The organism is Solwaraspora sp. WMMD1047 (assembly GCF_029626155.1).
Lineage (GTDB): Bacteria > Actinomycetota > Actinomycetes > Mycobacteriales > Micromonosporaceae > WMMD1047.
Window position 1 is genome coordinate 5277954 of record NZ_JARUBL010000001.1, and the last position, 12056, is coordinate 5290009.

A 12056-nucleotide genomic window follows, 5' to 3' on the forward strand; every position below is an offset into this window, starting at 1 on the left:
GGAGGAACCACATGCACAAACCGAGGTACGTGGCTGCCGGGATCTGCCTGGTCCTGGCGACCGTGCTCGTCGTGCCGACACCGGCCGCCGCGGCACCGGCCACCGGCTCGACCGCGGTCAGCTCCGGACTGGTGCCGGTGTACGACGCCGACCGGGGTGTCGCCGGAATGGCCAGCGGGAACGCGGCGGCCGACATCATCACCGGCTACTGGACGCCGGCCCGCCGAGCCACCGCCATTCCCGCCCGCCTGGTGGCGCCCGCCGTATCCGACCAGGCCGCGCCGCCGGCGGCGTCGACGGAGAAGGAGCGGCTCATCGCCGAACCGACGAAGGTCGACGGAGCGAGCGTCGCGGTCGCCTTCAGCCACGCCGAGGGTCGGGTGTTCTACCGCAATCCGGTGACCGGGACGAACCACTCCTGCTCGGCCGGGACGGTCAACAGCGGCAAGCGCCGGCTGGTCATGACCGCCGGGCACTGCGTGCACGGTGGCAGCGGCGGCCAGTGGATGCAGAACTGGGTCTTCTACCCCGGCTACCAGAACGGCGCCGGACCGGCGGGCGCCTTCCCCGCGTACCAGCTCTGGGCGCAGAGCGCCTGGATGAACAACAGCAATCTCGGGTACGACTACGCCGTGGCGATCACCCAGACCAACGCCGCCGGACAGCGGGTGGTCGACCGCGTCGGCGGCAACGGGCTCACCGTCAACCCGGGCCGGCCGTTCGTGACGGCCATCGCCTACCCCAGCAACTTCCAGAACAACGAGCAGCAGGCATTCTGCCAGGGCACGCTCAGCGCGAGGTCGATATTCAACCGGGACCAGAAGCTGAACTGCGACATGCGCTTCGGTGCCAGCGGCGGACCCTGGCTGCGGGACTACAGCGACACGAGCACGCTCGGAATCATCGTCAGCAACCAGTCGTACAGCCTGAACTCCGACGGCAGCGGACCCGAATACGGGCCGTACTACGACAACGACACCGCCGCCCTGTACAACGCGGCGGAGGCCGCTTCACCGTGATCTGTGATCGATGACCGCTCTTCGGCACCGGTGCCGGTGGTGGCGATCCGCCACCACCGGTTCCGCCGATGAGAAATCGCCCGCCGCGACGGGGAACTCCCGCCGGCCCTTTCCGGTCGAAGAAGGTATGCGTCGGATGCTGCTGGTCACGACCTTGATCCTGCTCACCGCCACGGCGTGCGCCCGGCAGCATCCCGGCCCGTCGGCCGCGCCGCAGGCCGCGTTCGAGCAGCGGGCCCGGACCGTCGCCGACGTCTGGCGGGCCGCCGTCGCCGGTCCGGCCGGCGACCGGTGGCGCACCGGGCTGGTGCCGCTGGAAGAGCTGACCGTGCCGCCCGCCCGCGGCTTCACCGACGACACCTGGCACGCGTTCGCCGCCGGCTGGTACCGCCTGCGGGCCCCGCTTCCGACGAACCCGGCCGGCTCGACCGTGGTCGAGTTCCCCGACCGGACGACGATGCGGGTCCCGCTGGTGGACGCCCGAACCGCCTACGCCGCGATGGACCGGGGCGACCCGCCGTGCCAGCACCCCGACAATCCCGTCCCGCCCGGGTCCGCTCCGGGAGCCCCGGTGCCCACCCCGGCCGGAACCGGAGCGGACCCGACCGCGCCGGTCGGCGCCCCGGCGACGCACACCTGCGCGGTACTGACCGTCACCGCCGTCGCCCCTGGCACCACCGAACTCGCCACCAGCCGGGGGCCGGTCACCGTACCGGCCTGGCTCTTCACCGTGGCGGAGCTGCCCGAGCCGGTGGCGCGGGCCGCGCTGGACCCGGCGTCGCTGTCCGCGCCGCCGCAGCCGTCCGTCCCGCCCTGGGCCGAAGCGCCGCAGCTCGCCTCGCCGGCCCGGCTCACCAGGGTGGACGGCAACCGCCTGACCTACCCGATCGGCATCTCCGGCTGCGACCGCAACCCGGTGGGACTGGCGTACGAGACCGACGACCTGGTGGTGATCGGCGGCCGGTCCGACCCGCCGACCGGCGGCCCGTGTACCGGCGCACTGGCCCTGCCACAGGTCACGGTCACCCTGGCGGAGCCGCTCGGATCCCGGGTGGTGCTCGCCGTCGGCACCGGCTGGCCGCTGATCCGGACCGCCTCCGTCTGGTGACCGACGGCAAGCCTCCGGGTCACCGCGGCTTCTGAGGTCGAGGTTCGGTCTGCTGGGCTTGCCGCCGCCAGCGACGCCGAAGTGAATGCTGTCGGCTCTCACGTCGATCAATGTCGCCGACAAACCTGAGGGCAGGATTAATGCGCGTCGCCGGGGACCGCGCTCTTACGAATGCCTAAGAAATGGGACCTACCGTCGGCTCCGAACGACAGACGCCGGCGACACGTAGGAGACGAACGACAATGCTCGACCACCTGATGCCGCTGCTCTCCTCGCCCTGGCTCTACATCATCATCTTCGCGGCCGTGGCCATCGACGGATTCATCCCGGTCCTGCCGACCGAAGTCGCGGTCATCGGCCTGAGCGCGCTGTCGGCGACCGACTCGCCGAACCTTGTCGCCCTTGCCGCCGCCGTGGTCGCCGGCGGGATCGCCGGCGACCGGGTCTCGTACCTGCTCGGCCGCAAGGCCGGCGGCCGCGTCACCGACGGCAATCTCGCGATGGTCAAGGAGAAGGCGGAACGTGCGCTGATGCGGTACGGCGCAGTCGTGATCCTGGTCGGCCGGTTCCTGCCGTACGGGCGCACCTCCACCGCCCTGGCGGCGGGTGCGATGTCCGTCCCGCTGGGTCGGTTCCGGCTCTTCACCGCGCTGGCGAGCGCGGCCTGGGCGGTGTATGCGATCGGCCTGGGCCTGCTGGGTGGGGCGACCTTCGCCGACTCGCCGCTGCTGGGCGCCGGGAGCGCGATGGTGCTCGGAGTGGTCCTGACCGGTGTGTTCGCCCTGCGCGAGAAGTGGCGCGGCACTGCGATCACTCCGCGGCTCGTGACACACCGCTCGGTTGAGCTCGACCCCAGCCTCGGCTGACCGGCTGCGCTTTTACGTCAGGTCAACGAACGCGTACGGCCGTCGGGAAGGACGTTCCGGTGAGCTCCTCGGAGAGCTGCCAGACGCGGTTGGCTTCGTCCTGGCTACGAAGCCGTGAGTAGATGGCGTGTTCGGCGGGTCCGCCGCCCAGGTTCCTGGGACCGCTGGGCCCGTAGAGTCGACCGCCGCGGGCGTCCGGGGAGGTGGCGGCCAACAGCGCCGGCAGCGGCGCGGTCTGCAGGTTGCCGAGGAGGATGCCGCTGCGGGAGAGCACCCGGATGAGGCGTACGCCCACGGTGTCCCGGGCCCGGCCGACCTCGGGGCGGGCCGCCAGCAGGTTGGTCGGGGCGATACCGGGGTGGGAGAGGTTGCTGGTGATGCCCCAGCCGCCGGCGACGCTGCGCCGGTGCAGTTCGAGCCCGAACAGACCCATAGCGATCTTGGACTGGCTGTAGGCGTGCCCGCCGCTGTAGGAACGCTCCCAGTTCAGGTCGTCCCAGTTGATGGATCTCTGGTTGGCGGCGATGCTGAGCTGGGAGGTCACCCGGGCCCGGCCCGCGCGGAGCAGTGGCAGCAGGTGCGCCACCAGGGCGAAGTGGCCCAGGTGGTTGCTGCCGAACTGGAGCTCGAACCCGTCCGCGGTGGTCTGCCGGTCCGGCGGCGTCATCACACCGGCGTTGTTGATCAGGATGTGGATCGGGCGATTCTCGCTGGTCAGCGTGGCGCCCAGGGCGGCGACCGAGCGCAGCGAGGAGAGGTCGAGCTCGCGCAGGGACAGGGCCGCTCCCGGGTGCTGCTGGCGGATCTTCGCGATCGCCGCCTCACCCTTCCGCGGGTTCCGCACGGGCATGATCACCTCGGCGCCGGCGGCGGCGAGCCGGGTCGCCAGACCCAGCCCCACCCCGTCGCTGGCGCCGGTGACCACGGCGGTCTTCCCGGACAGGTCGGGAACGGTGATATCCGGCTGACGGCGGGCCATGTCGCCTCCTGGGCTCTCGAACTGGCGCTTCCGGTTCCGAGCCTGCCGCTCATCCGCCGGGCTATCCACGGACTGCCGATCCGTGGCTGCGTGATCGGGGCGGGCGGTACAAAGAAAGTCAGCACCGAGAAAGGGGCACCTGGTGATCGATCGGGCCGGACTGGCTCAGTTCCTCCGGCTCCACCGGGAGGCGCTGCAGCCCGAGGACGTCGGTCTCCCGCGTGGACGCCGCCGCCGGACCAACGGCCTGCGCCGCGAGGAGGTGGCCGCGCTCTGCCACATGTCGACCGACTACTACGCCCGACTCGAACGCCAGCGCGGACCCCAGCCGTCCGTGCAGATGCTCGCCTCGATCGCCCAGGGTCTGCACCTGTCGCTGGCCGAACGCGATCACCTGTTCCGGCTCGCGGGTCAGCAGCCGCCCGCCCGCGGCTTGGTCAGCGAGCACATCAGCCCCGGCATGCTGCGGGTGTTCGACCGGCTCGCCGACGACACCCCCGCCGAGATCGTCACCGAACTCGGCGAGACCCTGCGGCAGACCCCGCTGGGCGTCGCCCTCACCGGCGACACCACCGCCTACACCGGCCCGGCCCGCAGCATCGGCTACCGATGGTTCACCGACCCGGCCACCCGCCGGCTGTACGCGCCCGAGGACCACGCGTTCCTGTCCCGGATGTTCACCTCCGGACTGCGCGAGAACGTCACCCTGCGCGGACCCGGCTCCCGGGCCGCGCAGCTCGCCGACCTCCTTCTCCCGCAGAGCGAGGAGTTCCGCGAGCTGTGGAACGACCACCAGGTCGGCATCCACCCGAACGAGGTCAAACGCTTCGTCCACCCCGAGGTCGGCCCGCTGGAGCTGAACTGCCAGACCCTGCTCGACCCGATCCAGTCGCACGCGCTGCTCGTCTACACCGCCGCCCCCGGCAGCGAGAGCTACGAAAAACTCCAACTCCTCTCCGTCATCGGCGCCCCAGCGCTGCGCTGACTGATTCGGGGCGCTCACATCACCTCGATGTCGAACTGCCGCCCGTCCGGCCCGGTCACCGTCGTCACCCCATCGTCGTCGGCGTAGCGACGCAGCAGCAGGGCCACCCGAACCGCCCGGCTGATCACGTCGGTCCGGTTCAGCTGACCCTGTTCGCACAGCTCGTCCAGCGCGGCCATGGTTCGGGATGTCAGGTCGACCGCGACCCGGGTGAGGTCGACGACATCCCCAGCGGGGTGCTGTCTGCCGTACCGGCGGCTCTGATTTGCCGGGCGACGCCACCGACGAGGTCGGTCCGGCTCATCCGCGCGGATCACGGGACATCCTGCTCGTCAGGGTCGGACCTCGCCGAGCCCCAACCTGCCCGGGCATTGTCGAAAATCTTCAACGCCGCCAGGTCCTCCCTGCCGTGGGCGTCGGTCAGCAGGCAGTGGCCGTTCTCGGTTCTCCAGATGCGCCAGCGTTCGTCGGCGGGGACCCGGATCTCAAGCCCGGTTCCGGAGCCGGTGTCGAGCCAGACCGTGACGGGTTGCTCGGGTGGCGGCGGATCGGTTGGCACCACGATGCGTACCCACGGCGGAAGCCGCATGGACACCTCCGGCTGGCTGTCGTGATGTGACCCGTCCACGCTGAACCGAACTCCCGGAGTAGTCAACACCCCCTAGTGTTATCTTGCTATTGGTGTAACACCTAGCAAGGTTGTCTACCCTGCTAGTGGGAATGTCGCTATGTGCCCACACGCCAGCCGTTGCGGATCATGGGAGCTGCCGAGATCGCCGAGTACCTCGGCGTGTCCCGCCAGTGGGTGGAGGTGCTCACGAAACGGCGGGACTTCCCCGAGCCGGCGGTGGTCCTGAAGGCTGGCCGGATCTGGCGTACCGAGGACGTCGAGGAGTGGCAGGCCACCCGCAAGCGGCAACGCGAGGAGTGACCCCCTCGACCGGGCTAGGCTCGGCCGCTGTGAGCCTCGATCAACCATTGCGGGACGACCCGGTCCGACCGCCCGCGTTGCGCCCCGGTGACCAGGTGATGCTGGTGTCGCCGTCCGGGCCGACCCGGCCCGAGCGGGTGGCCCGGGGCATCGAACTGCTGACCGGGTGGGGGTTGCGTCCGGTGCTCGCGCCCAACGCGTACGCCCGGCGGGGTTATCTGGCCGGGGACGACTCGCTGCGGGCCGCCGACCTGAACGCGGCGTTCGCCGATCCGGAGGTCCGGGGGGTGCTCTGCACCCGGGGCGGCTACGGCGCCCAGCGGGTGGTGGACCTGATCGACATGGCCGCCGTCCGGGCCGATCCGAAGGTGGTGGCCGGTTTCTCCGACATCACCGCGCTGCAGTTCGCGCTCTGGCACGGCGCCCGGCTGGCCACCGTGCACGGCCCGGGGGCGGCCTGGCTGGATCACCGCCTGCCGGAATCCTCGGCCGAGTCACTGCGGGCCGCGCTGATGGGCGCCGAACCGGCGACGGTCACCGCCGCGGAAACCGAGGAAACCTTCCCGGTACGCGTACCAGGCTCGGCCACCGGGCCGCTGCTCGGCGGCAACCTGTGCCTGCTGGTCTCCTCGATCGGCACCCCGGATCTGCCGGACCTGACCGGGGCGATCCTGCTGATCGAGGAGGTGGAGGAGCCGCCGTACAAGGTGGACCGGATGCTCACCCAGCTACGGCGGGCCGGGCTGCTGGCCGGAGTCGCCGGGGTCGCGGTCGGCCAGTTCACCCGCTGCGCCGACGACTGGCCGGTGACCATCGCCGACGTGCTCACCGACCGCCTCGGCGACCTCGGCGTCCCGGTCCTCGGCGGCCTGCCCATCGGCCACGGCACCGGCCAACTCACCGTCGGCGTCGGCGTCCCCGCGACACTGGACGCCACCGCCGGCACCCTCACCGTCTCGCCTGCCGTTCGCTGACAGCCTTCCTGAACCAGTCGGCTAGCTCCGGGTTCCTCGACGCGATCGAGTGGAAGTAGATGAAATCGGGTTCAGCTGCGCGGTCAAGAACCGCGCGTGCACAGCGGAGCCACGCCTGCGCCACGGAGTCCTGCATATGGTCGTCGCGGGGGCGGAAAGGGTCCCAGGCGAGGTCCAGAATCTCGACGGCGGCCCGGGGTGGAATGGCAGTGTCGACCGCGATGCGGTCAAGGCAGAGCGCAAGGTACCGCTCGACTTCGATGCCCGGCAGCCCCAGCCGGATCGAGCGGCCGATCGCCTGCCGGTACAGGTCGGCGCGCTGCTCGGGGGACGGGTTCCCGGCGAGCAGTCGCAGCAGGTCGTGAGCGGCGGTGCGGGCGCTCACGGCGGAGGTCGCGGGCATCAGGTTGATCGCCGACGGCAAGGTATCGGCCACCGGTTCCACGGTGTGCAGGAGCAGGTCCTCGTTGACGCCGCACTGGAAGTTGGCGGCCCGGCGCAGCCGATCGAAGGACTGGGCCGGCGGAGTGAAGTTCGCGCCCTGGCGGCGGGTCCGCAGGTTGTAGGTCCAGACCAGGTTCACCGGCCCCGGATCGACCGGGTCGAACTCGTCGGCGAGTGCCAGCACGATGTCCCGGGCGGCACCTGCGAACCGGCGCTCCAGTCGCAGCGCCTCGACCAGGCTGGTCCAGTCCTCCGTCCTGAGTTGGGAGCGCCACAGCAGCGCCTGCCGGTGCCAGGCGGTCACCAGGTCGTCTTCGGGATACAGGTCGCTGACGCGCAGCGAGCCGGTGGTGCAGACCGCCAGCACCAGCAGGTTGGCGCTGTAGGCGGCGTACCGGGCCGGGACCGGCAGCCGGTGGGGTCGGTAGCCGTCGAACCGACGGCCGGGAAGGGCATGGTGCACGTTCTGGAAGAGGCCGACCAACAGATCCCGGGTACGCGTGCGGGCCGGTTCGTCCAGGTCGGTGGCGAGGGCGGCGAGGAACCCCACGATCGGCGCCCGACCGGTCAGCGCCGCGAACGACAGCAGCGCGTGCAGCAGTTCATCGTCGACCGGCTCGGCGGTGCCGAAGCCGATGGTGGCGGCGTTCTCCCGGGCCATCATTGCGCCGACGACCCGCCAGACGAGCCGGGCGATCAGGTACTCGCCGAAGGTGGCGTGCAGGAACTCGTAGGTCTCCAGGCGGTCGCCGTCGACCGACGCCTGGGCGCGGTGCACGAAGAAGAACCGGCCGAGCACCACCTCGGCGGCGCGCAGCGGGGACCGCAGGTCGGCACCGGTGGCCTGGCGGGGTGCACCGATCAGGGCGGCCAGGTCGGTCTCCAGGTCCGCCTCGGTGACCCACTGGGTGGCGCGGTTGAACATCGCGAACGCGACCACCGAGAGCCGGCGCAGCTCATCCTCGACGGCCTGGGCCAGGTCGTGGGCGGGCAGGCCGGGCCGGTGTTTGGTCACCTCCCGCTCGGCGAACCGGTACAGCAGCCGCTCGTAGAGCTGGTCCCGGCGCAGCGCGCCCGCCTCCCGCAGGGCGTTCGAGTCGGCGTCGTAGAGGGCCAGCATCAGAAGTAGCAGCGGCTGCCCGGCCAGCTCCGGGTGGGCCAGCACGGTCGCCGGGTCCATTGGTGCGACGCCGCTCGCGGCGAAGTGTTCGGCGTTGTCGGCGTTCCAGACCGCCAGCCAGTCGGTGACCCGGACGTCGTCGAAGGGTTCCAGCCGCAGTGCCACCGTCTCGGCCGGCGCCTCGGCCCGGTCGGCGACGCTGGTCCGGCTGGTCACGACCACCACCACCGGCCGGCCCTGGTCGGCCTCCCGCCGCTGGAACGCGGCGACCTTGCGCAGGTAGTCGGTCTGGCTGACGCCGGTGGCCTGCAACAGCTCGTCGAAGCCGTCGAGCAGCACCACCGGCAGCGCGTCGCCGGCCGACCGGACCAGCGCCGGCCAGTCCAGCCGCTCGCCGGTGGCCTGACGCAGCGCGTACTCGATCTGGTCCTGCAGGTCCGCGGCGGCCGGGACCTCCCGCAGCAGCACCCGCACGGGCAGGAAGTCGGCGGCCGGCAGCCGGGCGGCGAGGACCTTGGTCAGCACCGACTTGCCGGAGCCGGGCTGGCCGAGCACCAGCAACGGGGTACGGGTGGCGCCCGGCCCGGTCAGGTGGCCGGTGAGGAAGTCGGCCAGGTCGGCGCGGACCGGCGCCTCGGCCCACCAGGTCTCGTCGCTGGGTCGGGCGCCGGAGCCCAGCTCGGCGATCCGGCACAGCGGCGGCTGGTACGCCGCGCCGAGGCTGGGCACCGACAGTCCCGCCGGGACGTCGCCGGCCTCGACGATCGGTCGGTCCAGTGCGGCCCGGTAGGCGCGGGCCAGGGCCTCCCGCCGCTGGTCGGGCGCGCGGCCGGTGGAGATCGCGGTGAGCGTGGTCTCGACGGCGGCCAGCGAGGTGGCCACCGAGCGGACCTCGTCGCGGGTTTCCTCGTGTTCACGCAGCCCGGCCCAGTAGGCGACCTCGGGGAAGTCGGCCGCCAGCCGGGCCACCAGTTCGCCGTGCCGCTGGACCGCACGGCCGGGCAGCCCGGCCAACACGTCGGTGAACCGCCCCTGGTCGGCGGGGGGCAGCCGCTCCCAAACCGCGAGGCCACGCACGAAGCCGGCGAGCCGGTCGGCGACCGCGTGGTACCGGTCGGCGAGCTCGTCGGCGTACGCCCGGTGGGAGCGCTGTGGGGTGGGCAGCGGGACGTGCCGGTCCAGCAGCAGGGTGGCCAGTGACTGTGGACCGGTGAAGGTGTCGACGCCGACGATGCCCAACTGCTCCCGGCCGGTCAGCTCCAGCTCGGCGAGGCGGAACGGCAGATCGACCTCGCCGAACGCCTCGAAGAAGGCGGTCACCACCAGCACCCGGTGCGCCGCCGCCAGCCGCTCGGTGCGGTCGTAGCGGGACAGCCCGCTGCGCCGCTCGGCGACCTGGCGGACCAGGTCGTGGCTGAGCCGGACGAACTCGGCCTTGGCGTCGAACCAGCCCAGCACCGCCGGCACCGAGGTCGCGGTGGCGAGCATCGCGCCGCCGGTGAGCGCGTCGAGCGCGGTCACCACCTTGCTGCGCTCGCCGCCGAGCAGACGTACGGCGTCGGTGTAGCTGAGCGTTTCGGGCATGCCGGGACACTCCTCGTGCAGGGGCGATTACCGCGCACCAGCATGCCGGCCGGACGCAACCTCTTCGTCGGCGGCCCAGCAGTCAGCGAAGCGGCACCGCCGACAGCCGAGCGTGGGCGATCTGCCGGCACCGGATGAGTACGTTGGTATCGAGCAGGCTGCGCACCTCAGACCTCATAGGGGTCCTGGAAACCGCGGTCCATGTCGCTGTCCACATCGGCGCGGAACCGCGCCGCATCAACGACCGGCGCGTTTGCCGACCCATCCGCGAACTGCTCCCGGGTCACCACCCGATCCCGACGCACGCCTGGTCCAGCCAGCGGATTCCGCAGATCGAGAACGGGACGGCTCGTGCCCGATCCGTCCCACTCCACCGCGAAGCCGTGCTGGCGGAAATGCTCGACGACGAGGGTCGCGGTACGGGTGGTGGCGTCCTGGTCGCCATCCGGCGCGCCCCACACACCGAGGGGCAGCCGGCTGGTCCGCTTCGCCCGCTTGCCGTCCTGCTCGGTGTAGTAGCAGAGCCCGACGCCACCGCCCCGAGCAACGATCCCGGCTTCGGCCAACGACTGAAAAACAACGTCAATCTGGGTACGGGCTGCCTTCCACCGCCCGTTGCCCAGCTTGACCGGCTCGGGGGCCGACGCCGGCTCCGCCGGTACGGGGTAGCCGGTGAGCCGGACAGCAGTTGCTGGACCTCCGGTGCGCCGGCGTTGTCGACGACATGGTTGCCGTGCTCATCACTGACGTCGGGATCCGCTCCGCCATCCAACAGCACCTGTACGGCATCGGTCGTCGTCGCGAACTCCGCCGCGAGATACAGGGCCGTGCGTCCACCCGGGCCGCGCTGCTCCACTGGCGCACCGGCTGCCAGCAGGAGCCGCAGCACCTCGGGCGACCCGGCACCCATCACCGCCCGGTGCAGGGCGGTGAAACCCTGCGCGTCGGCTGCGGCCACATCGGCACCCGCTCCGAGGTGCGCCCGCACGGCCTGACCGTCGCCGTCACGCGCCGCATCGAACAGAGTGCTCAAGATGATCGCCGATCCACGAAGGTGTCAGCGAGTGTAGATCCACCATCCCAACCCAGCCGACACCGTCACACCGGTCGGTGGACGAGCACGAGGTGAACGCCAGTTACCCTACGTCCGAGTTTTAGGGTAACTGGTGTTCACCTCGTCAGTGCGATCGTCCGGTCATTTCGCCGTCAGCGATGGCGCGGTCAGGAGGTTCGAGGCGGTGGTGGTAGGTGCGGACGCTTTCGCCGTCCGGTGTCGACTCCTGCGCGCCGGCTTCCCAGCCCAGACGCTCGTAGAATCCGGTCGCTCCGACAGATCCGGTGGAGGTCTGCGCCTCGACGCGGGTCGCGCCGGCGAGCCGTGCCTGCTCGACGAAGTGGGCGACCAGCAGCACCCCGATGCCGCTGCGGCGCCACTGTGGTCGTACCGCGAGCACGGACATGACCGCCACGTTCGGGGCCGCGACCGACGCCGCTCGCTCCGCTGTCGCCGGGAACACGCCGATGCGCAGCAGGCGCCGGGCCAGCGGCCGCAGCCGGGATCGCGCGGTGCGCACGGCCACCCGGGGTCGGACCGTCAGCGCCAGGCACCCGGCGAGGGCGAGGGACGCCAACGCCCGTCGGTTTCTCGCCAGCTCCGCGGTATGGGCGTGGTGGTCGGTGGCGCCCAGCACCAGGCCGACCACTTCACCGGGCCGGGTGGTGGTGTCGACGGCGACGATGCCCACCCCGTGCGGCGACTCCAGGAAGGTGCGCTGCCAGCGCTGGAGAAACCGGGGTCCGAGCGCCGGGAAAAGCCCCATCGGGAGCAAATCGATGTGCGCTCGGGACATCGCCGGCAGGTCGACACGCGTCGCCGGGCGCAGCACGAACCGTCCGTCGGTCAGGTCGGCGTCCGTGGAATCGACGGGCCGGGACGCGACGACGCTCGAACGAAGAGGGCGCACCCTCCCTTCTACCCCCTACGGGCCGCCGCACTCCCGCCGTCCCTGGCGACCAGACATTGACCATGGGAGCGCTCCCGGCTAG

13 protein-coding genes are annotated in these 12056 nt (G+C 71.5%); 7 read left to right on the plus strand and 6 right to left on the minus strand.

Annotation, left to right across the window (positions count from 1 at the left end; translation table 11 throughout):
• Positions 1-11 precede the first annotated feature (11 nt).
• The 3 genes from O7627_RS23890 to O7627_RS23900 all read left to right on the plus strand — a co-directional run bounded on the left by O7627_RS23890 (position 12) and on the right by O7627_RS23900 (position 2993).
• Positions 12-1019 (plus strand): trypsin-like peptidase domain-containing protein, encoded by a 1008-nt coding sequence (locus O7627_RS23890; protein ID WP_278095714.1) that lies wholly within the window; start codon positions 12-14, stop codon positions 1017-1019.
• A gap of 136 nt (positions 1020-1155) precedes the next feature.
• On the plus strand, positions 1156-2127 hold the full coding sequence (locus O7627_RS23895) for a hypothetical protein (RefSeq protein WP_278095715.1): 972 nt from the start codon (positions 1156-1158) through the stop codon (positions 2125-2127).
• 242 nt (positions 2128-2369) lie between these two features.
• A complete protein-coding gene (locus O7627_RS23900) occupies positions 2370-2993 on the plus strand; it encodes a VTT domain-containing protein (RefSeq protein WP_278095716.1) in 624 nt (207 codons plus the stop codon).
• 22 nt (positions 2994-3015) lie between these two features.
• On the opposite strand, the gene O7627_RS23905 is transcribed toward O7627_RS23900, so the two are convergent.
• The gene (locus O7627_RS23905; protein WP_278095717.1) at positions 3016-3972 is read right to left on the minus strand and encodes an SDR family oxidoreductase; all 957 of its coding nucleotides are present in this window, start codon (positions 3970-3972) and stop codon (positions 3016-3018) included.
• Between the two features lie 145 nt (positions 3973-4117).
• Between O7627_RS23905 and O7627_RS23910 the strand changes: the two genes are divergently transcribed.
• A complete protein-coding gene (locus O7627_RS23910) occupies positions 4118-4957 on the plus strand; it encodes a helix-turn-helix transcriptional regulator (RefSeq protein WP_278098412.1) in 840 nt (279 codons plus the stop codon).
• 14 nt (positions 4958-4971) lie between these two features.
• Here the strand turns inward: O7627_RS23910 and O7627_RS23915 are convergent, their stop codons facing one another.
• Positions 4972-5136, minus strand: a complete 165-nt coding sequence (locus O7627_RS23915) for a hypothetical protein (protein ID WP_278095718.1) — start codon at positions 5134-5136, stop codon at positions 4972-4974.
• 134 nt (positions 5137-5270) lie between these two features.
• Positions 5271-5546, minus strand: a complete 276-nt coding sequence (locus O7627_RS23920) for a hypothetical protein (protein WP_278095719.1) — start codon at positions 5544-5546, stop codon at positions 5271-5273.
• A 141-nt stretch (positions 5547-5687) separates the two neighbouring features.
• On the opposite strand from O7627_RS23920, the gene O7627_RS23925 reads away from it, so the two are divergent.
• On the plus strand, positions 5688-5888 hold the full coding sequence (locus O7627_RS23925; protein ID WP_278095720.1) for a helix-turn-helix domain-containing protein: 201 nt from the start codon (positions 5688-5690) through the stop codon (positions 5886-5888).
• 98 nt (positions 5889-5986) lie between these two features.
• On the plus strand, positions 5987-6862 hold the full coding sequence (locus tag O7627_RS23930) for an LD-carboxypeptidase (RefSeq protein WP_278098413.1): 876 nt from the start codon (positions 5987-5989) through the stop codon (positions 6860-6862).
• On the opposite strand, the gene O7627_RS23935 is transcribed toward O7627_RS23930, so the two are convergent.
• Both O7627_RS23935 and O7627_RS23940 read right to left on the minus strand, forming a co-directional pair.
• Positions 6837-10010 carry an ATP-binding protein gene (locus O7627_RS23935; RefSeq protein WP_278095721.1) on the minus strand — a complete coding sequence of 1058 codons (3174 nt, stop codon included), beginning with the start codon at positions 10008-10010 and terminating at the stop codon, positions 6837-6839. The two genes, O7627_RS23930 and O7627_RS23935, sit on opposite strands and share 26 nt — an antisense overlap.
• A 167-nt stretch (positions 10011-10177) precedes the next feature.
• A complete protein-coding gene (locus tag O7627_RS23940; protein WP_278095722.1) occupies positions 10178-10576 on the minus strand; it encodes a hypothetical protein in 399 nt (132 codons plus the stop codon).
• 122 nt (positions 10577-10698) lie between these two features.
• Here O7627_RS23940 and O7627_RS23945 point away from each other — a divergent pair, with 122 nt between their 5' ends.
• Positions 10699-11139: a hypothetical protein gene (locus tag O7627_RS23945; protein WP_278095723.1), complete on the plus strand. Its 441-nt coding sequence runs from the start codon at positions 10699-10701 to the stop codon at positions 11137-11139.
• A 49-nt stretch (positions 11140-11188) separates the two neighbouring features.
• On the opposite strand, the gene O7627_RS23950 is transcribed toward O7627_RS23945, so the two are convergent.
• Positions 11189-11974, minus strand: a complete 786-nt coding sequence (locus tag O7627_RS23950; protein WP_278095724.1) for a GNAT family N-acetyltransferase — start codon at positions 11972-11974, stop codon at positions 11189-11191.
• Between the last annotated feature and the right edge of the window lie 82 nt (positions 11975-12056).